A 20,010-nucleotide genomic window follows, 5' to 3' on the forward strand; every position below is an offset into this window, starting at 1 on the left:
CCTTGTAATCTAGGCAGGGAGTTTTTTTAACAACACTTGACCCTACCCTAAGGTTAGGGATTATACTATAGTAGCAAGGAGGTCTTTCATGTATCATGTTAAAGAAGCTGCACAGCTTTCAGGTGTTTCAGTCAAAACTCTACATCACTACGACAAAATCGGGCTTTTAGTACCTGCTAAATCAGAAAATGGCTACCGGACGTACAGCCAAGCCGATTTAGAGAGGTTGCAAGTCATTCTTTACTACAAGTATCTGGGCTTTTCCTTGGAGAAAATAGCAGAGCTCTTGAGTCAGGATGATCAGGCCCTATTCTCACATCTGGTAAGGCAGTTGGATTGTCTTGAGCAAGAAAGAGACCGCTTGGATACTTTGATTTCGACCTTGCAAAAAACAATTCAAGCTCAAAAAGGAGAAAGAAAAATGACAATGAAAGAAAAATTCGTAGGCTTTACCTACGAAGACAATCAAAAATACCATCAAGAAGCTGTCGAAGAATACGGTCAAGAAGTCATGACGGAAGCTCTGACTCGTCAAAATGGACGGGAAGAAGAATCTGCCGTAGCCTTCAATCAAGTATTTCAAAGTCTGGCAGAGAATATGCAGCAAGGCTTGTCGGTTGACGCAGCAGAAAATCAAGAGCAGGCAGGGCGTCTTTTACAAGCCATTCGCACTTATGGATTTGACTGCTCTATTGAAGTATTTGGTCATATCGGTAAAGGCTATGTCTATAACCCAGAGTTTAAGGAAAACATCGACAAATTTGGAGTTGGCACAGCTCAGTATACGTCAGATGTGATTGCTGCTTATGTGCGAAGGAATGTAGAATAAAAACTGGCAAGGATTTTCCTCGACCAGTTTTTTTATGATTCTACTATTTTACCTATCACTCATAATGCAAGCTTCCTGCTACCCAGCCAGTGCAGAGGGCAGAGGTGATGTTGAAGCCGCCCGTGTGGGCATTAATGTCTAGGACCTCTCCAGCGAAGTGGAGGCCGGGAACGAGTTTGCTTTCTAGGGTTTTAGGATTGATTTCTTTGAGGCTGACACCGCCCTTGGTTACAAAGGACTTGGCCAGGGACATTTTGCCAGTAACAGGGATGGGCAGTTCTTTGATTTGCTTGATGAGGGCTTCTTTTTCACTGAGATTGAGTTGTTTGACTTTCTCAGGAAAGGGCTGGGCAAAAAAGTCTGCCATTCGCTCAGGCAGAAGGATTTTCAGGCAGTTCTTCAGAGATTTTTCCCGATTTTCTTCTAAAAAGTCTGTCAAATCCTGCTGACTCATCTGAGGAAGAACATCGAGATAGATGGTTTCGCCACCCTTGACAAAGCTAGACAAGCGCAGGGCTGCCGGACCTGATAGGCCAAAGTGGGTAAAGAGTAGGTCGTGAGTAATGACATGCTTACCATAGCTTAGGGTCACATCGTCCAGCGAAATCCCCTGAAGCGCTTTGTGAGGAAAGTCAGTCAGAAGGGGACTTTCAGCAGCCTCTAGGTCAGTTACTGTGTGCTTGAAGTGTCGGGCAATATCGTGGCCGAAGCCTGTCGAGCCTGTTGAAGGATAGGACTTGCCGCCAGTCGTCACAATCAATTTCTGGCAGGTCCAAGTCTGGTCGCTGGATCTGACAATGAAAAGATCATCAGTTTTTTTGACAGAGACGATTTCGGTGTTGGTGATAACAGTGCCGCCCAGCTCTGCAATTTTCTTTTCCAAAGTTTCGATAATGGTGCGGGACTTGTCTGTCGCTGGGAAAACACGGTCGTGGTCTTCAACCTTGAGTTTGACACCATTTTCTGTGAAAAAGTTGATGATATCATGGTTGTCAAACTGGGAAAAGACGCTGTAAAGAAAGCGTCCGTTGCCTGGAATACCAGCCAGGAGGTCATCCAAATCTCCATTATTGGTCACATTGCAGCGCCCGCCACCTGTACCAGCTAGTTTCTTGCCCAAGCGTTTATTTTTCTCAAGAAGCAGGGCCTTCTGTCCGTAGAAAGAACTAGAAATGGCAGCCATCATGCCAGCTGGTCCTCCTCCGATGATGATTGTGTCGAAATGGTTCATTCCTATCGTCCTTTCTGATATAAATTTGGCTAAGGTTTAATTGTGAATGTTTCTTAGGAAATATTGTCCACTAATGAGCAGTTAAATGATCGTTTTAAGCTTGGCGTAGTTATTCAATTTCAAAGTAATCTAATCTGTCTCATTGTATCATAAAAGGGAGAAAAATGGATAGGAGTTAAGCTTAGAAAATATTGGGAAATTTGACAGGGAAGCCTTGATATGATAAGATTTAGGTATCTATATCTAGAAAAAGTATTTGAGGAAATTATGGCAATTGAAAAGACAGTCAGCGAGTTAGCTGAGATTCTCGGGGTTAGTCGCCAAGCGATTAACAATCGTGTCAAAGCTCTCCCAGAAGAAGATACAACAAAAAATGAAAAAGGAGTAACGGTTGTTACTCGCAGCGGATTAATTAAACTGGAAGAGATATACAAGAAGACCATTTTTGAGGATGAACCAGTTAGCGAAGACGTCAAACAGCGCGAACTGATGGAAATTTTGGTAGACGAGAAAAATGCAGAGATTCTCCGTCTATACGATCAACTCAAGTCAAAAGATGAGCAATTAAAACGCAAAGACGAACAACTTCGGATTAAGGATGTTCAGATTGCGGAGAAGGACAAGCAACTGGATCAGCAACAACAGTTGACAGCCAAGGCTATGAGTGAGCGCGAAACTTTACTGTTAGAGTTGGACGAAGCAAAAGAGCAGGTCCAACAGCAGGAAAACAAAGGATTCTGGGCGCGTTTATTTGGGAAGTAAGAAAAATCTCAGTTGAAAAACTGAGATTTATTGTTTTAAAAAAGAAGGAATGAAGATGAAACCGCAAAAGTTAGGCTTCAAACGTCTCTACCGAAATTTAGATAAGATTTTGCTACTCTTTTTCATGGTTTTTATGGCCATGGAATTTGCCTGGATTCCTTTTACGTCTTGGGCGGCTGAATCATTGCTCAAGCAGACAGGCTACGAATACTTATCTTATAACAACGCTGTAAGTATTTTCACAGCAAATTGGCTTGTGACTGCCCAGTTTCTAGCCCTATTTTTGGTCAATTTATTAGTCGCTTATTTCCAGGCAGGCATTATCTTCATGGGCGTACGCAACTTGTTAGATAAGGAAGAACGTTCCCATTGGGGCTTTATTGAAGCGACTTTGAGAGACAGTTGGATTATGCTACTAAGAGCTAGACCAGGAAAGGTCCTCTTTATTGTATGTTATATGGGGATTCTCTTTCCTTTTTTCCGACAGATTTTAAAAATATACTACCTCAATAAGATTTTAATTCCGGAGTTTATACAGGAATATCTGAGCAATCAATACTATTTGGGCTGGGTGATAGGGATTCTAGCAATAATGCTATTCTTAATGGCGGTGCGCTTTATGTTTGCCATCCCCAAAATCTTTTCAGAAAGAATCTCTGTTAGAGAAGCCATCCGATTTAGCCTGGATAAGACCAGAAAACGGCTCATTTTCTATTCATGGCACTTATCTTGGATTGTTTTCAAAAGTTTGTTTATCTACGCCTTCTTTGTCATTGGTATTGTCTTTCTTCAAAAATATGCGGATACCCAGTCTAATGCAATTAGCCTTGGTGTCGGAGTCTTCAATTTTGTAGTCATGAAGCTGGCTTATTATTTCATGCTGAGCTACTTTTTAATCAAGTTTCTATATTTCTTGACTGATAAGTCGCTGGCAGACTATCCTAGAAAAAAGGGGAATCCTTGGTTACGGGCTTTGATACTTCTAGCGTCGTGCTTAATTTTTGGATTAGAAGGCTATGTTTATCTGCAATTTCCTTTGGAAACCATTCCTCTGACCATCTCTCACCGGGGAGTTTCAAATGGAAATGGGGTACAAAATACAATTGAGTCTTTAGAAAAAACAGCCTTACTCAAGCCAGACTATATCGAAATGGATGTCCAGGAGACCAAAGACGGCCAGTTCGTCATGATGCATGATGCCACCTTAAAAGACCTAGCAGGGGTAGATAAACATCCTCAGGAATTGACACTAGCAGAGTTAACAGCTCTAGATGTTTCAGAAAATGGCTATCGAACTAAGATTTCAAGCTTTGATGCTTATTTGAAAAGAGCCAATCAATTGGGACAGCGTCTTTTGATTGAAATAAAAACTAGTAAATTTGATTCTTCAGATATGATGGAGCGTTTCTTGAAGAAATATGCAGCTAATATCAAAATATATGGGCATCAAATGCAGTCGCTAGATTATCAAGTAATTGATAAGATACTGGATTATGACAAGGATATACCAGCCTTCTTCATTTTGCCTTATAATACCATTTTCCCTCGAACCAAGGCATCTGGCTATACTATGGAATATTCGACCTTAGATGAGAACTTTGTCAATAAGCTATGGAGTTCAGACAAACTACTCTATACTTGGACCATTAATACAGAAGATGCCGTAGCCAAGTCCTTTAGACTAGGGGTGGATGGGATTATCACAGACGATGTTGAATACATTCAAAACTCGATTAAAGAGTTGAGGGATAATCCTAAATATTCGACCTTATTAGAAAATAAAGCAGCTGACCTTTTGAACTTTCCAGGAAGCTAATAGAAAACCCTCACTCTCTAATCAGAGCGAGGGTTTTGTGATTAAAATGGTAGTTTACCTGCAAAGGCACCCATTTTCTTTTTGGTTGCTTCGTCGATTTGCTCCAGTGCATGGTTAAGCGCTTGGACAGTCATATCAGACAAGGTTTCAAGATCTTCTGGATCAACAACAGCAGCTTGGAAGTCGATTTTTACAACTTTCTTATCACCAGTCAAAGTTGCTGTCACCAAGTCTTGAGCAGATTTGCCTACAAACTCAGTAGCTGCCAATTCTGCTTGGCTCTGTTCCATTTGCTTTTGAAGCTTTTGCGCTTGCTTCATCATTGATTGCATGTTCATCATAAGATTTTTATAATTCCTTTCCTGTTTGAGGATTAATATTTGGTAATCTATACTCTTCAAATTATATCATTTTTTAAAAAAGTGGCAAGAATCTGCTTCAACATTTAGAGAATCGTTTCAAGGCAGTGTTGACGAAAAAGTTGAGATTATGATAGAATATTTAAAAATTTAGATATAGGAGAAATCTCTTAATGAAAAAACACAAATGGAGCCTTCTGTTGCTTAGTCTTTTGATCCCTCTCTTTATTTTAGCTGGATGCAACAGCAAACAAAACCTTAAAGGCAAGTGGAATGTTCAGGATTCTAACCATGAGTATACTACAGTAACCTTTACTGACAAGAAGGTCAGTGTGAATGGACAAGAAGCAGAGTATAAGCAGGTAGAGGTTGGATTTAAAAATAATGTTCAATATATCGTGATTGAAATGGAAGGGAAGAAATATTCAATTATTTTCCCTGATGCAGACAAAAATATCGCTGTTCTCTTACAGCCAACTTCAGAGGATAACTATCTTGAAGGAACCATGATTTTGGCAATGAATCGTAAGGAAAAACCAAACTACGATAAGTACGCAAAAAATTATATCCGAGAAAAATAAAAGCACATCTTGTGCTTTTATTTTTTTATTTATCAAGATTTCTTGTGAGGCAGACTTAAGCTAGAATGCTCCATATCAACACTTAGATGGTAGTCTGTCTTATCGCGAACAGTGTGCTCAAAATCAGTAGTGTAGAGGACGAGACGCAGTTGGTCGCCCTTTTTCAGTTTGTAGATTGTTGGCTGAAGTTCAAAGGATAGTTCCATCCATTGATTAGGGACCACTTCTTCAACGGTTAAGAGGTCGGTCCTATTTTGCAGGTTGAGGAAGCCTTTTGTGATGACACGGTGTGGAGTGTCCGCAAAAGGAAGCTCCATCAGATTGTCCAGCATATAGTAGCGACCGTTATCCATCACTCTTGGTTCCAAGAGGCTTGGGATTGGGGTCAGTCGTTTGGCAGGCCCATAGTCCAAAAGCTGAGCGGAGATGAGCCCTTTGTTGGTGCTAGATTTGAGGCGGAGCTTGAGCTTAGCGGGTCCATTGATAAAGAGATCTTGTTCCAGAGTCCAATCAAGGGTGATTTGCTGGGTTTTGCCTTCAAATAGCTCGTTTTTGAAAACTTGATAACTCTTGGCAAAGCGATTGTAGTCTTCGTCTGAATAACGATTTCGGATTTCTTGAGAGCCTTTACCAAGATGGAAATGAGAGTAGTCTTCTTGATTTCCAAAATCATCTAGGCTCATCCAGTTTTGCGCCTGGCTATTGTCCTGCCAGATGACAGGTGGCAAGTCAAAGTCGGATGAATGTCCTAGTAATTTTTTGGATAAAAGAGCGTTCATGCTTTCACGAAAGTCAATAGACTGCCAGTTGTTGATATAAACATGAGCACCGTTATGGAAGAAGAGGTGCTTTTTGATATGAGCTGGCAGAGCATGGAACATATTATAGACGTGGAGAGGTTTGACATTCCAGTCTTGAGAGCCATGAGTGAAGACAACTTCAGCCTTGACTTTATCTGCATGAATCAAATAGTTGCGGTCGTGCCAAAATTGATTGTAGTCACCAGTTTCCCTTTCCAAATCTTTTCTTTGCTGGTCAAGGTAGGCTTGGTAAGCTTGATTGTGACGAAGATATTCGCCAGCTAGGAGATTACGTGAATAGGTCAGTTCAGTTAGTGATTCAAAGTCTTCCCCTGGATAGCCACCAGGGCTAGTGACAAGTCCGTTTTCACGGTAGTAGTTGTACCAGGAAGAAATACCAGCTTCGGCAATGATGACTTCTAACCCGTCTACCCCCGTTGTTGCTAAACCATTTGACATGGTTCCTAGGTAAGAAATTCCAGTTGTGGCAACTTTTCCATTAGACCAAGTTGCCTTGATTTCTCTTTGGCGTGTATGATCAGTGAAGGCACGGCAACGACCGTTGAGCCAGTCGATGACATTTTTGTAGGCTTCAATTTGCTGATAATCTCCACTTGTCATCATCCCTTCTGAATCCTTAGTTCCCACACCAGATACATAGAGATTGGCAAATCCGCGAGGAAGGAGGTAATCATTGAGGGTGTAACTACCGATATGGCCCAGTTTTTCTTCAGCTTTCTCAACCAAACTTGCCTGTCCTTGGGGCTCTACTGTTTGAATGCTAGATTCTTGAACAGTAATTGTTCTAGGGTTCTTGCAGGCTAAGTCTACATTCATGTTGTGCAGTGCCTTATCGCTAGCTTTATCGTTGGTACCTTGATGGTAGGGACTGGCAGTCATGACTGCTGGGATTTGTCCTTTATAAGAAGGGCGAATGATACTAACCTTGACTAAATCCGGCTTGCCATCTCCATCTGTGTCCACACGGGATTCAACATAAACGACCTCGCGAATGGCCTCATGGCTACTGAAGGTTGCTAGGCTTTTTCCGTTGAAGAAGTGGTAGTCATTGCTCTCTGGAATGAATCCCTCACTGACAAGCTGGTCAATTAGAATATTCCCTAACTTGGTTCTAGTATTGAGCAGTTGATAAAGATTTTCGAGGATATTTCCATAAGTGATGGGGAAATGAATTTTCCTGCAGAAGGCTGTTACATCGTCAAAGTCTACGAAGAGAACAAAACCTAAGACCTGTAGGGCTACGGTATAGAAGACCTCTTCAGTCAGTTGCTGGTCTGATTGAAAGAAGGTTAACAGATCTGTTTGTCGGTCGGCTACCCAGCTAGAGAGGACATAGTTGACGTCCTGATAGCGAAAGAGAATTTTTTGCAAAAAGTGTTGAAGGTTTTCCTTAGGAGAATTAGTTGCTTGGATAGTGAATCCTAAACGAGCCAATTCGTCCAGCATAACTTCTTCACTTGCTTTTGTGTAACTATACTGGTTGTAACGCATGAAACGACTCCTTTTTTGTATTTATATAAAATTGACCTTTACATTCTCCATTATAACTGATACAATAAAGTTTGTCTAAAAATTTTATAAGGAGATTGAACACATGGATGTTACATGGATGGCGAAATACGTCACAGAATTTCTGGGTACGGCCATTTTGATTATTTTAGGAAACGGTGCTGTAGCTAACGTTGAATTGAAAGGCACTAAAGGTCATCAAAGCGGTTGGTTGGTAATCGCAGTTGGTTACGGAATGGGTGTTATGATTCCTGCTTTGATGTTTGGAAATGTTTCAGGAAACCATATTAATCCTGCCTTTACTTTGGGATTGGCTGTCAGTGGCTACTTTGAATGGGGACATGTTGCTCCTTACATTGCAGCTCAGATTTTGGGAGCTATCTTCGGTCAAGCTCTTGTGGTTGCGACTCACCGTCCTTACTACTTGCAAACAACAAATCCAAATGCAATTTTGGGAAGTTTCTCAACGATTTCAAGCATTGACCATGGAACACCTGAGTCTCGCAAAGCAGCAACTATCAATGGTTTTGTAAATGAGTTTGTTGGTTCCTTCGTTCTTTTCTTTGCAGCAATTGCAATGACAAAGAATTACTTTGGAGCTGAGATTGTTAAATATGCAGCTACTCAGGGTATAGATGCTTCTTCTATCCAAGGTAAAGCACAAGTTGGTCACTACATTTTTAGTGGTTTGGCTGTATCACACTTAGCACTTGGTTTCCTTGTGATGGCATTGGTTACTTCACTTGGTGGACCTACTGGTCCTGGATTGAACCCAGCTCGTGACTTGGGACCTCGTATTCTTCATGAAATCTTGCCTAAGTCTGTTCTTGGAGAGCACAAGGGTGATTCAAAATGGTGGTATTCTTGGGTACCAGTCGTGGCACCAATCCTTGCAGGTATCACTGCTGTTATGTTGTACAAATTTATCTATGGATAATTAAAAGGGCGCAAGCCCTTTTTTAGCAGACTCAGCTGACTTGAAGCTAGAGGGAAAGAAGTGATTTTTGTATATATTTCTGCCTTCTTATCTTTTCATAGTAGGCAAGAATAAGGGTACAGTCTGGAGGGAAGAAAATGAAGATTGTTCCATTTAAAATGGATCGATTAAGCGGGCGACGGACCTTGCTTTTCGGTCTCTTAGCCATTCTGCTGGGAATTATTGTTATCATAAATGGAGCAGGGTTTACAAAGCTGGCTCTGGACTTGCTCAGCCTCTATTTTTTTCTAGTGGGCTTGTTTAATAGTATTCTCTACTTTTTTGCTGGTAAGAAAGATATTCCGCTGACATCTGAGATTTTACGAATCATCTTTGGCTTGCTTTTAGCAGGCTTGAATGAACTTGGTAACTTTTCGGTTAATGTTGTCATTATTATTTTAGGGCTTTATCAGTTGGCGACAGCTGTGGTTTATGCCATTACTTATTACCTCTACCGTTGTGATCGGGCTAAGGGAGGTTTTCGTTACTTATTTGATGCGGTTCTTCAGGGACTGGTAGCTCTAACAACCATTTTTTCGCCAGCTACAGATGGTCGTCAGCAATTTTTATTTTTAGGTATTTATTTGATTTTGCTGGGAATTTCCAATATGAGAGATGGGCTTTTCTTCGACCTTGATAAGGAAAGAAAGGATTTACGCAGGCATTTTCGGGTCAATTTGCCCGTCATCATAGCGGCTTTTGTTCCGTTTGAACAACTAGAACGCTTCAACCGTTTTTTTCGTGGGACCAAGGACCAGGAATTATCAAGTGTTTATCGGATCCTAAAAGGAGAACAGAAAGCTGATTTAGAAGTTCTTGTTCATACTTCTAAGGAAAACCTGTTTGGAGCGATTGGTCATGTCGATATTTGCTATAAGGGCAAGGTGATTTCCTATGGCAGTTATGATCCTTTTTCTCAGAAACTATTTGGTACCATTGGTGACGGGGTACTATTTAAAGTGGATAAGGATGCTTATATTGATTTGTGTAAAAAAGAGAGTAAAAAGACCTTATTTGGCTATTCTCTGGCCTTAACTGATCAGGAAAGAGAGGCCGTTGAAAAGCGTCTGAGAGAAATCGATGACTTGCTAGAGCCATGGGAACCCAGTGATCGGGAACTCAATGGTAGTCCCACCTATGCTTATAAATTAAAGCATGAGCTAGGGGCGGAGCTTTATAAATTCAAGAGTAGCCATTTTAAAAGCTATTTTATTCTTTCGACCAATTGTTGTTTGCTGGCGGACTCGATTGTTGGTCAGGCTGGGACTGCTATTTTGAATGTAAGAGGAATTATAGCGCCTGGAACTTACCAAAATTACTTGCAGTATGAATTTGAGTCTGCAAATGGTTTAGTTGTCGCTCACAATGTTTATTGTTGATTTACAAGTAGCAGGGAATGACCTGCTGCTTTTTGTTTATGCTTGTGTTTGTTTTTTAAAAATTTTTATATAATTATTTGTCAAATAGGAGAAAATCCTCTAAAATAGAAGAGACTTGGAGGAATTTATGACACGAAATCATCAAACGATTAAGGCTGTACCAGTACTAAAAACGAACAATCGTCGTTTAAACTTAGAATTTTATTGTCAGACATTAGGGATGAAAAATCTGTTGGAAGAAGGCCCAGGTGTCAGTTTGGGAGATCAGACAAAGAGCGAAAGATTAGTGATTGAAGAATCACCAGGCGCGCGTTCGCGTAAGGTTGTTGGCCCTAAAAAACTAGCTCAGATTACTATAAAGGTTGAAGAGCCAAAAGAAATTGAAGCCTTGCTAGGACAGGCACGTCCTGTTTTACAGGTCTACCAAGGTGAGAAGGGCTATGCTTTCAAGGCTGTTTCCCCAGAGGGAGATACTTTCTTAGTTCATGCTGAGGATGATTCTCAAACACTCCGTGCTCTAGAAAAGACTCCAGCATTTGAGACACAGGCTGAGTTCACTGGTTTAACACAATTTTATATTGAAAAAGTGATTCTCAATGTTCCTAATAAATCAGCAGCTCAAACTTATTATCAACCTTTTGGCGATACGCTACCAATTGAGTTTAAAGAGGAAGAAGGCCAGGATTTATTAGCTGAAAATGCAGCAACTTGGGACTTGTCTATGATTAAGTTTTCTCTGGAACGTTTTGATGTAGATCAATTGGCTGAGCTTCTTGAAGGACGTGATTTGTTCGTTCCTAAGTCTAAAAAGTTTCTTTTAGCGACAGATGTTAGTCAGATTGACTTGTGGTTTGAACAAGCATGACAAAGCAAAAAATTTTTGAGAAAATTCAAGAGCAGATTCGTCAGGAAATCTATCCTGGGGCTAGCCTAGCCCTATATCAAGCTGGTCAGTGGCGGGAATTCTACTTTGGTCTGGCTGATCCACAAGAAAGAAAAGTCACTCAAGCGGGCTTGGTCTATGATCTGGCTAGCGTCAGCAAGGTGGTCGGAGTGGGGACTCTAGCAGCCTTTTTATATGAGCAGGGAAAGCTGGATCTGGATTTGCCCTTGCAACACTATTATCCGGACTTTCATCGAGAAGATGTGACTGTGCGCCAGCTCTTGACTCACACGTCAGGGCTTGATCCTTTTATTCCCAATCGTGATCAGCTGACAGCTCCCGAGTTGAAAGAAGCACTCAATCATTTGACGGTGTTTGAAGATAAGACCTTTCGCTATACAGATGTGAATTTTTTGCTCTTGGGTTTTATGTTGGAAGAAATCTATGGTCAAGCTTTGGACCAGATTTTTCAAGATCAGATTTTCCAGCCTTGGGGCTTGGCTGAGACAGGCTTTGGACCAGTTCCAGGAGCTGTACCGACCGTTCGCGGTGTCCAAGATGGTCAGGTTCATGATCCCAAGGCGCGTGTTCTAGGTATCCATGCTGGCAGTGCTGGCTTATTTTCAACTCTCAAGGATTTGGAAATATTTCTGGAGCATTATCTGCAGGATGACTTTGCGGCCAATCTGACCCAGAATTTTTCCAAGGAGCCAGGCAAAAGGCGCAGTCTAGCTTGGAATCTGGAAGACGGCTGGCTGGATCACACTGGCTACACGGGAACCTTTATCATGTACAATCGCAAGGAGCAAAAGGCAGTCATTTTCTTGTCCAACCGGACCTATGAAAAAGACGAGCGGGCTCAGTGGATCGTAGATCGCAACCAGCTGATGGACCTGATAAAAACGGAATTATAAGATACTCCGACTTCTAAGTTCGGAGTTTTATCATGTTCCTTGAATCCTAAAGATTTTTCTCGTAAAAATCGCTTTTTTTTTCAAAGTATATTAAAATAATAGTTAAAGAAATAAATATAGGGAAAGATCATGACAAAAGAAATTGGTGTCGGAAAGGCACACAGTAAAATTATTTTGATGGGGGAGCATTCGGTAGTCTATGGCTATCCAGCTATTTCCTTGCCACTCAACCATATCGAAGTAACCTGCCGGGTCTTTCCGTCTGAGCGGGCCTGGACCCTCTACGCTGAGGATACACTGTCTATGGCTGTTTTTGCCTGTCTAGAACATCTCGGTCGACAAGGTGCTAAGATACGCTGTCAGGTGGAGTCTATGGTTCCTGAAAAGAGAGGGATGGGTTCATCGGCTGCGGTTAGTATTGCAGCTATTCGGGCTGTTTTTGACTACTTTGAAGAAGAGCTGGATGACCAAACCCTAGAGATTCTAGCCAATCGGGCAGAGATGATTGCCCATATGAATCCCAGCGGCCTTGATGCCAAGACCTGCCTTAGTGATGTAGCTATCAAATTCATCCGCAACTTTGGTTTCAGTGAAATTAAGCTGGATCTGGATGCGTTTTTAGTAATTGCAGATACAGGTATTCATGGTCATACTCGCGAAGCCATCCGTGCTGTAGAAAGTCAGGGTCAAAAGGCTCTGCCTTTGTTGCAGGAATTGGGGAATTTAACAAAAATCCTTGAGAAAGCCATTTCTATCAAGGATCTGATGACGATGGGGCAAGCTATGACCAAGGCTCATGAGAAGCTAGCTAGGCTAGGAGTGTCTTGCCAGAAAGCTGATGAGCTAGTAGCGGTGGCTATTGAAAATGGAGCTTTGGGAGCTAAGATGAGTGGCGGTGGTCTGGGCGGCTGTGTCATTGCTCTTGTAGGAGAAAGAAGTCAGGCGGATGTCTTAGCCACCGTATTGAGAGAGAAAGGGGCCATTAACACATGGATCGAAAGCCTGTAAGTGTCAAATCCTATGCCAATATTGCAATTGTAAAATATTGGGGAAAGAAAGATGCAGAAAAGATGATTCCGTCTACCAGTAGTATTTCTCTGACACTGGAAAATATGTATACCGAGACGCAGCTGAGTCCTTTGCCGGACTCAGCGACTGGAGATGAGTTTTATATTGACGGTCAGCTGCAAAGCCCGGCAGAACATGCTAAAATCAGTAAGATTATTGACCGTTTCCGCTCTCCAGAAGATGGTTTTGTCCGCGTTGATACCAGCAATAATATGCCAACTGCAGCAGGGCTGTCTTCCAGCTCCAGCGGTCTATCTGCTCTGGTCAAGGCCTGCAATGCTTATTTTCAGACGGGCTATCAGACGCAAGAGCTGGCTCAGCTGGCCAAGTTTGCTTCAGGATCCTCTGCTCGGTCTTTCTTTGGTCCGCTAGCGGCCTGGGATAAGGACAGTGGAGTCATCTATCCAGTCAAGACGGATTTGAAGCTAGCCATGATTATGTTGGTTCTGCACGATGAGAAAAAGCCCATTTCCAGCCGAGACGGTATGGAGCTCTGTGCTAAAACTTCCACCATTTTCCCAGATTGGATTGCCCAGTCTGCCTTGGATTATCAGGCTATGCTAGGCTATTTACAGGACAATGATTTTGCCAAGGTTGGTCAGCTGACGGAAGAAAATGCTCTTCGGATGCATGCTACGACAGAGAAAGCTTATCTGCCGTTTTCTTATCTGACAGAGGAGTCTTACCAAGCTATGGATGCCGTCAGAAAGCTACGGGAGCAGGGCGAGCGTTGCTACTTTACCATGGACGCGGGGCCCAATGTCAAGGTCCTCTGCTTGGAGGAAGACCTAGACCATCTGGCTGCTATATTTGAGAAGGAGTACCGACTTATCGTCTCCAAAACAAAGGACTTGTCAAATGAAAGCTAGTGCAAGAGTCCAAACCTGCGGTAAGCTCTATCTGGCGGGTGAATATGCAGTGCTAACGGCCGGTCAGCCAGCCATTATCAAGGCCATCCCAATCTATATGACGGGAGAAATCCAGGCAGCGCCTGACTATCGCTTGACATCAGATATGTTTGAACACAGCGCTAATCTAGAGCCAGATCCTGATTATGCCTTGATTCAGGATGCGGTAGGGGTTATGAACACTTATTTGCTAGCCTTAGGTTACCAACTTCAGCCTTTTTCACTGAAGATTAGTGGCAAGATGGAAAGAGACGGCAAGAAGTTTGGGATTGGCTCCAGTGGTAGTGTGGTTATGCTGACTCTCAAGGCCATAGCAGCCCTTTATGAGCTGGACTTAGAGCCAGAGCTACTCTTTAAGCTGGCTTCTTACGTTCTCCTCAAGCGCGGAGACAATGGCTCCATGGGAGATCTAGCCTGCATTGCTTATGAAGACTTGATTTACTACCGGTCTTTTGATAGAGAACTGATCCGTAAGCGTATGGACAAAGTTGATTTGCTACAGCTGTTAGCAGAGGATTGGGGTTTTGAAATTCGTAGTATTAAGCCTTACTTAGCCATGGATTTTCTAGTTGGCTGGACCAAGCAGCCAGCGATTTCTAAGGACTTGGTCAATCAGGTCAAGTCAGCTATTTCAGAGTCCTTTTTGACAGGCAGTAGGACACAGGTTGATGCTTTGGAGAGAGCTTTATTAGCAGGAGATAAGCTCGCTATTCAGTCTAGTCTGGAAAAGGCTAGTCAGCTCTTAGAAAGGCTCAGCCCAGCTATTTATACAGACAGGCTGAAAGTCTTAAAAGAAGCAGCAGAGGGACTGAACTGTGTGGCTAAGAGCAGTGGTGCCGGCGGTGGTGACTGCGGGATTGCTCTCAGCTTTGATGCCGCATCTAGCAAGCAACTGATTCAAGCATGGAAAGAAGCTGGCATTGAGCTATTATACAGAGAAAGGATGGGCCATGATGAGCCAGAATCGTAAGGACGACCATATCAAATACGCTTTAGAGCAGCGTCCGGGTTACAACAGTTTTGATGAAATGGAACTGGTTCACCGTTCTTTGCCCAAGTATGATTTGGCAGAGATTGACCTATCTACTCACTTTGCTGGTCGTGACTGGGACTTTCCTTTTTACATCAATGCCATGACTGGTGGCAGCCAAAAAGGCGGTCAGATCAATGAAAAGTTGGCTCAAGTAGCTGAAAGTTGTGGCCTTCTTTTTGTGACTGGCTCTTACAGTGCAGCCTTGAAAAATCCTTCTGACACTTCCTATCAGGTGGCGGTTGGTCGGCCTAATTTATTGCTGGCTACCAATATCGGCTTAGACAAGCCTTATCAAGCCGCCCAGCAGGCAGTAGCAGATTTGCAGCCCCTCTTTTTGCAGATTCATGTCAATCTCATGCAGGAATTGCTGATGCCAGAGGGCGAGCGGGAGTTTCGTTCTTGGCGTCAGCACTTGGCGGATTATAGTCAGCGATTGGATCTTCCCCTAATTCTTAAAGAAGTTGGCTTTGGCATGGATTGCTCTACTGTCGAAGAAGCACGCTCCTTGGGTATTCAGACTTTTGATATTTCCGGCCGTGGTGGCACTAGCTTTGCCTATATTGAAAATCAGCGGGGTGGGAATCGTGACTACCTCAATGATTGGGGGCAATCTACTCTGCAAAGCCTGCTAGCTCTTCAACCACTGCGCGATGAGGTCGAACTCTTGGCTAGTGGAGGTGTCCGCCATCCTTTGGATATGATCAAAGCCCTTGTCTTAGGAGCTAAGGCAGTTGGCCTCTCTCGCACCATGCTGGACTTGGTGGAAAATCACTCGGTGGAAGAGGTTATTGATATTGTAGAAGGCTGGAAATCAGATCTGCGTCTCATCATGTGCGCCCTGTCCTGCCGAAACTTGCAAGAATTAAAGAGTGTACCTTATCTACTCTATGGGCGGCTGAAAGAGGCTCAGAAACAGATTCAATAAATAGCATAAAGACATACAAAAAAGGCCATCAAGGCCTTTTTACTTGTCCTGTTTTCGTAAGTCAGCTAGGATTTCCTGAGCAGTAGCGAGGTTGAAAGTTTTCATGGCTGTTAAGTGATTGGCTACAGTAGCAATTTCTTCGCCTTGAGCTCCAGCTTGCAATGCTAAAGATTTGGCTTGCAATTTCATGTGTCCGGCTTGGATGCCAGTGCTGACCAAGGCTTTGAGGGCAGCGAAGTTTTGTGCCAATCCAACCGATACGATGAGGGATGCCAATTCCTTAGCCTGAGGTTGCCCCAGCAAGTCAAAGCTGGCTGTTACTGCGGGATTGAGGCCGATGGAACCTCCCTTAGTTGCAATGGGCATGGGCAGGGTCATCTGACCATGAAGCTGGCGTTTGTCTGGGTCTGCCGTCCAAGTAGAGAGGCCACGGTAGCTTCCTTCTCGGCTGGCATAGGCATGAGCGCCAGCTTCTATAGCCCTCCAGTCATTTCCAGTAGCCAGTACCAAAGCATCAATACCATTAAAGATGCCTTTATTGTGGGTAGCTGCCCGGTAAGGATCGACCTGGGCTAGCTTGCTAGCCAGCTGCATTTTATCTGCAAGAAGCTCCGCCTCAGCCTTATCCCGACTGAGAAAGCGATAGTCGATGACACAGCGGGCTGTTACTAGGCTATCTGTTGCATAGTTTGACAGGATAGCCATCAGACTCTTACCGCCAGTCAGCTCTTCTAGAGGAAGGGTGAGAGCCTCCAGCATGGTGTTGAGCATATTGGCTCCCATGGCTTCCTGCGTATCCACAGATAGATAGAAAATGAGGAAGTCATCCTTTTGCTCCAGCCAGAAATCTCTAGCACCGCCGCCACGGGCCACAATCGATGGATAGGCTTGATTGGCCTGTTCCAGCAACTCTTTCTTTTTCCTGAGAACATCTTTAACAGCTTGGTCGACCTTTTCAACATGATAGAGGACAATCTGACCAATCATTTGGCGTTTGTGGACCTCTGTCTCAAATCCGCCTGAACGTTTGATAATCTTAGCCGCAAAGCTAGCCGCTGCTACAACAGATGGCTCTTCTGTCACAAATGGAACTTGATAGCTTTTGCCATCCACCAGAAAGTCTGGCACCAGAGAGTAGGGCAGGGCCAGAGTGGCCAGGACATTTTCGCTCATCTGATTGGCCGTTTCCAGAGGCAAAGTCTGCTGACTGTCTAGTAGCTGCCAGTATTCATCTTGTAAAAGTCCCTTTTCTTTCAGCATCTGCAGCCGTTCAGCAGGAGTTTTTTTGGAGAATCCAGTCCAGTTTACTTTCATGATGATTTCTCAACTTTGATATATTTACGCTGGTGCTCTGCAATTTCCGCCAGAGCAAAGCTTTGGTCTTCATAGCCAGAGAAGCTAGCATTACCCTCTGCATCCAATTTAGCTTCTGCAAAAAAGATATGCTCGTATTCTTCAACAGAAAGAGCTTGACGCTGGTCTAGTTCCTCCAGACGTGTCCGTGACAGCTGTTTTTCATAGCCTGGAACTAAGGAAACACTGAAAATTTCTGCTACAGCACCACTACCATAACTAAAGAGAGCAATCTTGTCACCAGCCTTAAGATTATCTGAGTTTTCTAAGAGGGACAAAAGACCTAGGAAAAGCGAACCTGTGTAAATATTTCCGACTTTTTGACTGTAGAGGATTGACTTTTCAAAGTTTTCCTTAAGCTGATCTTGCTGCTCTTGAGGAAGGCTTTTATCCATGATTTTATTGAGACCTTTAAGAGCCAGTTTTGGATAAGGAAGATGGAAACAGTAGGCTGCAAAATCTTTGAGAGAAAGCTTGTGGCGCTTTTGGTACTCGTCCCAAGTTGTTTTCAAACAATCCAAGTATTGTTGGGTAGAGTAGAGTCCATTTACATAAGGCGTTGTCGAGTAATTTGGACGCCAAAAATCCATAACGTCACGAGTTTGAGCGACATTATCTTCATTAAAAATTAAGATACGAGGATCCTTACTTATCAACATTGCAATAGCTCCCGCTCCCTGAGTTGGTTCACCAGGAGTATTAATACCATATTTGGCAATATCACTGGCAATAACGAGGACCTTGCTATCTGGATATTTTTCGATATGGAGTTTTGCGTAGTCAAGTGCTGCAGTAGCACCATAACAGGCTTCTTTAATCTCAAAACTCCGGGCAAAGGGCTGGATCGCCAAAAGGCCATGAATAAAAACGGCCGCTGCCTTGCTCTGATCAATGCTTGACTCCGTAGCAACAATGACCATGTCAATCTTCTCTTTGTCTTCACTTGTCAAAATGGGATCTGCAGCTGCAGCTCCTAAGGTGATAATATCTTCTGTCAGAGGAGCAATGCTGAGTTCTTTAAGCAGGAGTCCCTTGCTTAGTTTTTCTGGATCGGTAGCACGCGCTGCCGCTAAATCGTTTAACTTCAAGACATAATTGGAGGTTGCAAATCCAATTTTATCGATTCCTATTTTCATATTAAAACCTCATATCTTGATATGATTATCAAGAGTATTTCAACATCTATTTTACCATAATTCAAAATAAAACTGATAAAAAAGCCCCGTCGAACAAAGACAGGGAACTTAAAACATCTTAGTGAAAAACCTATTTTTACTAAGATTTAATCAGAAGCATCAAAATTGTTTAGACTTTATAGTCAACTCAATAGTGGACGTGCTTTCTTTTTTGAATATACTTAAAAAGTTTTAACGCAACTGTACCACTGGCCATCCCAATCGAAATAACGAGGGCCAAGATGACTACTAAGGTGGCATTAACCATGGCCTTACTATAATCGCCAGTTACAAAGAATGCGGTTGTTCGATAGGAGAGGTAGCCAGGGACTAAGGGGGCCAGAATTGACAGGATGAATACAACTGCAGGAGTTTTATAAATAACACTCATAATTTGGCTACAGCAAGATCCGACGATAGCAGCTACAAAGGTGGCTACGATAACATTGGTCGGGCCTTTTAAAAGTAAATAAAGAAGCCAGATAGACATCCCCAGTAGACCAGCTGGAATTAGCATTCTGCGTTGGACATTTAAGACGATAAGAAAAGTGATAATAGCCAACAAACTTGCAAGAGCTTGAAGGAAAAATGTTAGTATTGTCATAGCTTTATTTCATTAATACAAGGGCAACGGAAGTACCCGCACCAAGAGCTAGGGTAATGAGAAGAGATTCAAAAAGTTTACTCATTCCCGAATTAATGTGATTGGTCATGATGTCACGGACAGCATTAGTCAGGGCAATCCCAGGAACAAAAGGCATGACAGAGCCTGCTATAATCAAGTCTGCAGTTGAGTTAAAACCAGAGTAGCGGGCCCAGGCCTGTGCTAACAAACCAAAAACAAAGGCACCTGCAAAGGCTGTAACAAAAGGAATTCGTACATACTTCTCAGCGTACAGTGAAAAGGTAAAGCCAAAGAAGGTTGCCACAGCAGCGCCAAGTGCATCGTAAAAATTTCCTCCAAACATGATGGAAAAAAATGGGGCACTGAGCGTAGCTGCAATGGTCAATTGTTTCTTGTTGTAAGGCAGACGCTTGTTTTTGAGACGTAAGAGTTCATCGTAAGCCTCTTGCAAGGTTAATTGACCGCTGGTCAACTGACGAGAGACTTGGTTGACATCACAGACCTTCTCAATATTATAATTTGAATGCACGATACGTTTCATACGAGAGAAATTCGTATTCTCGACTGAGAAGAAAATCGCAACTGGCATAGCTAGAGCATTGCAATCAATAATCCCCTGCGAATGAGCGATCCGAATCATGGTATCTTCAACTCGGTAGATTTCGGATCCACTTTGCAATAAGAGGGTGCCGGCTAGCATGATGACATCTACAGCTAGATTAAATTCTTTTGACTCTTCCATAATCTCTTTCCAAGTGTTTCTAAACTTTCTTCTATTATAGCAAAATTCAGAAGCTTCTTCATAAAAATTCCATGTAAAATCAAAAAAGAAGACTGGAAATAAACCAATCTTCCTTTATAGT

General features: G+C 42.8%; 19 protein-coding genes. 12 read left to right on the forward strand and 7 right to left on the reverse strand.

Annotation, left to right across the window (positions count from 1 at the left end):
- Positions 1–88: 88 nt before the first annotated feature.
- Positions 89–829: a MerR family transcriptional regulator gene (locus HMPREF2780_RS03465; protein ID WP_105026157.1), complete on the forward strand. Its 741-nt coding sequence runs from the start codon at positions 89–91 to the stop codon at positions 827–829.
- A 55-nt stretch (positions 830–884) separates the two neighbouring features.
- On the opposite strand, the gene HMPREF2780_RS03470 is transcribed toward HMPREF2780_RS03465, so the two are convergent.
- Positions 885–2,060 carry an aminoacetone oxidase gene (locus HMPREF2780_RS03470; protein WP_105026158.1) on the reverse strand — a complete coding sequence of 392 codons (1,176 nt, stop codon included), beginning with the start codon at positions 2,058–2,060 and terminating at the stop codon, positions 885–887.
- Positions 2,061–2,327: 267 nt separating this feature from the next.
- Between HMPREF2780_RS03470 and HMPREF2780_RS03475 the strand changes: the two genes are divergently transcribed.
- Positions 2,328–2,822, forward strand: coding sequence for a DUF536 domain-containing protein (locus HMPREF2780_RS03475; protein WP_008808248.1), 495 nt, complete (start codon positions 2,328–2,330; stop codon positions 2,820–2,822).
- Positions 2,823–2,877: 55 nt separating this feature from the next.
- Complete coding sequence (locus HMPREF2780_RS03480) at positions 2,878–4,638, forward strand: glycerophosphoryl diester phosphodiesterase membrane domain-containing protein (protein WP_105026159.1); 1,761 nt, start codon at positions 2,878–2,880, stop codon at positions 4,636–4,638.
- Positions 4,639–4,679: 41 nt separating this feature from the next.
- On the opposite strand, the gene HMPREF2780_RS03485 is transcribed toward HMPREF2780_RS03480, so the two are convergent.
- Positions 4,680–4,979 carry a YbaB/EbfC family nucleoid-associated protein gene (locus HMPREF2780_RS03485; protein WP_008808250.1) on the reverse strand — a complete coding sequence of 100 codons (300 nt, stop codon included), beginning with the start codon at positions 4,977–4,979 and terminating at the stop codon, positions 4,680–4,682.
- 191 nt (positions 4,980–5,170) lie between these two features.
- On the opposite strand from HMPREF2780_RS03485, the gene HMPREF2780_RS03490 reads away from it, so the two are divergent.
- Positions 5,171–5,578 carry a glycosyl transferase gene (locus HMPREF2780_RS03490; protein ID WP_008808251.1) on the forward strand — a complete coding sequence of 136 codons (408 nt, stop codon included), beginning with the start codon at positions 5,171–5,173 and terminating at the stop codon, positions 5,576–5,578.
- A 32-nt stretch (positions 5,579–5,610) separates the two neighbouring features.
- On the opposite strand, the gene HMPREF2780_RS03495 is transcribed toward HMPREF2780_RS03490, so the two are convergent.
- The gene (locus tag HMPREF2780_RS03495) at positions 5,611–7,890 is read right to left on the reverse strand and encodes a Xaa-Pro dipeptidyl-peptidase (RefSeq protein ID WP_105026160.1); all 2,280 of its coding nucleotides are present in this window, start codon (positions 7,888–7,890) and stop codon (positions 5,611–5,613) included.
- A gap of 103 nt (positions 7,891–7,993) precedes the next feature.
- On the opposite strand from HMPREF2780_RS03495, the gene gla reads away from it, so the two are divergent.
- The 8 genes from gla to fni all read left to right on the forward strand — a co-directional run bounded on the left by gla (position 7,994) and on the right by fni (position 15,994).
- On the forward strand, positions 7,994–8,845 hold the full coding sequence (gla, locus tag HMPREF2780_RS03500; RefSeq protein ID WP_045505375.1) for an aquaglyceroporin Gla: 852 nt from the start codon (positions 7,994–7,996) through the stop codon (positions 8,843–8,845).
- A gap of 137 nt (positions 8,846–8,982) precedes the next feature.
- Positions 8,983–10,263, forward strand: coding sequence for a hypothetical protein (locus HMPREF2780_RS03505; RefSeq protein ID WP_105026161.1), 1,281 nt, complete (start codon positions 8,983–8,985; stop codon positions 10,261–10,263).
- A gap of 127 nt (positions 10,264–10,390) precedes the next feature.
- Positions 10,391–11,128 carry a CppA N-terminal domain-containing protein gene (locus tag HMPREF2780_RS03510; protein WP_105026162.1) on the forward strand — a complete coding sequence of 246 codons (738 nt, stop codon included), beginning with the start codon at positions 10,391–10,393 and terminating at the stop codon, positions 11,126–11,128.
- Positions 11,125–12,060: a serine hydrolase domain-containing protein gene (locus tag HMPREF2780_RS03515; protein ID WP_105026163.1), complete on the forward strand. Its 936-nt coding sequence runs from the start codon at positions 11,125–11,127 to the stop codon at positions 12,058–12,060. Before HMPREF2780_RS03510 ends, HMPREF2780_RS03515 begins: the two co-directional genes overlap by 4 nt.
- 129 nt (positions 12,061–12,189) lie before the next feature.
- The gene (gene mvk / locus HMPREF2780_RS03520) at positions 12,190–13,068 is read left to right on the forward strand and encodes a mevalonate kinase (protein ID WP_105026164.1); all 879 of its coding nucleotides are present in this window, start codon (positions 12,190–12,192) and stop codon (positions 13,066–13,068) included.
- Positions 13,050–13,997, forward strand: coding sequence for a diphosphomevalonate decarboxylase (gene mvaD, locus HMPREF2780_RS03525; protein WP_061596197.1), 948 nt, complete (start codon positions 13,050–13,052; stop codon positions 13,995–13,997). Before mvk ends, mvaD begins: the two co-directional genes overlap by 19 nt.
- A complete protein-coding gene (locus HMPREF2780_RS03530; RefSeq protein WP_061596195.1) occupies positions 13,987–15,006 on the forward strand; it encodes a phosphomevalonate kinase in 1,020 nt (339 codons plus the stop codon). Before mvaD ends, HMPREF2780_RS03530 begins: the two co-directional genes overlap by 11 nt.
- Entirely contained in the window at positions 14,987–15,994 is a 1,008-nt protein-coding gene (gene fni, locus HMPREF2780_RS03535; protein ID WP_105026165.1) for a type 2 isopentenyl-diphosphate Delta-isomerase, read from the forward strand. The genes HMPREF2780_RS03530 and fni overlap by 20 nt, the downstream gene beginning before the upstream one ends.
- 39 nt (positions 15,995–16,033) lie before the next feature.
- Here fni and HMPREF2780_RS03540 read toward each other — a convergent pair whose 3' ends face one another.
- From HMPREF2780_RS03540 to HMPREF2780_RS03555, 4 genes are all read right to left on the reverse strand, one after another.
- Complete coding sequence (locus tag HMPREF2780_RS03540) at positions 16,034–17,308, reverse strand: hydroxymethylglutaryl-CoA reductase, degradative (protein ID WP_061596193.1); 1,275 nt, start codon at positions 17,306–17,308, stop codon at positions 16,034–16,036.
- Entirely contained in the window at positions 17,305–18,483 is a 1,179-nt protein-coding gene (locus tag HMPREF2780_RS03545; RefSeq protein ID WP_061596191.1) for a hydroxymethylglutaryl-CoA synthase, read from the reverse strand. The genes HMPREF2780_RS03540 and HMPREF2780_RS03545 overlap by 4 nt, the downstream gene beginning before the upstream one ends.
- A gap of 187 nt (positions 18,484–18,670) precedes the next feature.
- On the reverse strand, positions 18,671–19,126 hold the full coding sequence (locus HMPREF2780_RS03550; RefSeq protein ID WP_045505394.1) for a threonine/serine exporter family protein: 456 nt from the start codon (positions 19,124–19,126) through the stop codon (positions 18,671–18,673).
- A gap of 4 nt (positions 19,127–19,130) precedes the next feature.
- The gene (locus tag HMPREF2780_RS03555) at positions 19,131–19,889 is read right to left on the reverse strand and encodes a threonine/serine exporter family protein (RefSeq protein WP_045505396.1); all 759 of its coding nucleotides are present in this window, start codon (positions 19,887–19,889) and stop codon (positions 19,131–19,133) included.
- Positions 19,890–20,010: the final 121 nt, after the last annotated feature.

It is taken from the genome of Streptococcus sp. HMSC062B01, assembly GCF_001811085.1.
GTDB classification, from domain to species: domain Bacteria; phylum Bacillota; class Bacilli; order Lactobacillales; family Streptococcaceae; genus Streptococcus; species Streptococcus gordonii.

What these genes read in the sequence shown, in the direction of transcription:
- HMPREF2780_RS03465 (WP_105026157.1), top strand. Translation starts at nt 89, where the DNA reads ATGTATCATGTTAAAGAAGCTGCACAGCTTTCAGGTGTTTCAGTCAAA.
- HMPREF2780_RS03470 (WP_105026158.1), bottom strand. Translation starts at nt 2,060, where the DNA reads ATGAACCATTTCGACACAATCATCATCGGAGGAGGACCAGCTGGCATG.
- HMPREF2780_RS03475 (WP_008808248.1), top strand. Translation starts at nt 2,328, where the DNA reads ATGGCAATTGAAAAGACAGTCAGCGAGTTAGCTGAGATTCTCGGGGTT.
- HMPREF2780_RS03480 (WP_105026159.1), top strand. Translation starts at nt 2,878, where the DNA reads ATGAAACCGCAAAAGTTAGGCTTCAAACGTCTCTACCGAAATTTAGAT.
- HMPREF2780_RS03485 (WP_008808250.1), bottom strand. Translation starts at nt 4,979, where the DNA reads ATGATGAACATGCAATCAATGATGAAGCAAGCGCAAAAGCTTCAAAAG.
- HMPREF2780_RS03490 (WP_008808251.1), top strand. Translation starts at nt 5,171, where the DNA reads ATGAAAAAACACAAATGGAGCCTTCTGTTGCTTAGTCTTTTGATCCCT.
- HMPREF2780_RS03495 (WP_105026160.1), bottom strand. Translation starts at nt 7,890, where the DNA reads ATGCGTTACAACCAGTATAGTTACACAAAAGCAAGTGAAGAAGTTATG.
- gla (WP_045505375.1), top strand. Translation starts at nt 7,994, where the DNA reads ATGGATGTTACATGGATGGCGAAATACGTCACAGAATTTCTGGGTACG.
- HMPREF2780_RS03505 (WP_105026161.1), top strand. Translation starts at nt 8,983, where the DNA reads ATGAAGATTGTTCCATTTAAAATGGATCGATTAAGCGGGCGACGGACC.
- HMPREF2780_RS03510 (WP_105026162.1), top strand. Translation starts at nt 10,391, where the DNA reads ATGACACGAAATCATCAAACGATTAAGGCTGTACCAGTACTAAAAACG.
- HMPREF2780_RS03515 (WP_105026163.1), top strand. Translation starts at nt 11,125, where the DNA reads ATGACAAAGCAAAAAATTTTTGAGAAAATTCAAGAGCAGATTCGTCAG.
- mvk (WP_105026164.1), top strand. Translation starts at nt 12,190, where the DNA reads ATGACAAAAGAAATTGGTGTCGGAAAGGCACACAGTAAAATTATTTTG.
- mvaD (WP_061596197.1), top strand. Translation starts at nt 13,050, where the DNA reads ATGGATCGAAAGCCTGTAAGTGTCAAATCCTATGCCAATATTGCAATT.
- HMPREF2780_RS03530 (WP_061596195.1), top strand. Translation starts at nt 13,987, where the DNA reads ATGAAAGCTAGTGCAAGAGTCCAAACCTGCGGTAAGCTCTATCTGGCG.
- fni (WP_105026165.1), top strand. Translation starts at nt 14,987, where the DNA reads ATGATGAGCCAGAATCGTAAGGACGACCATATCAAATACGCTTTAGAG.
- HMPREF2780_RS03540 (WP_061596193.1), bottom strand. Translation starts at nt 17,308, where the DNA reads ATGAAAGTAAACTGGACTGGATTCTCCAAAAAAACTCCTGCTGAACGG.
- HMPREF2780_RS03545 (WP_061596191.1), bottom strand. Translation starts at nt 18,483, where the DNA reads ATGAAAATAGGAATCGATAAAATTGGATTTGCAACCTCCAATTATGTC.
- HMPREF2780_RS03550 (WP_045505394.1), bottom strand. Translation starts at nt 19,126, where the DNA reads ATGACAATACTAACATTTTTCCTTCAAGCTCTTGCAAGTTTGTTGGCT.
- HMPREF2780_RS03555 (WP_045505396.1), bottom strand. Translation starts at nt 19,889, where the DNA reads ATGGAAGAGTCAAAAGAATTTAATCTAGCTGTAGATGTCATCATGCTA.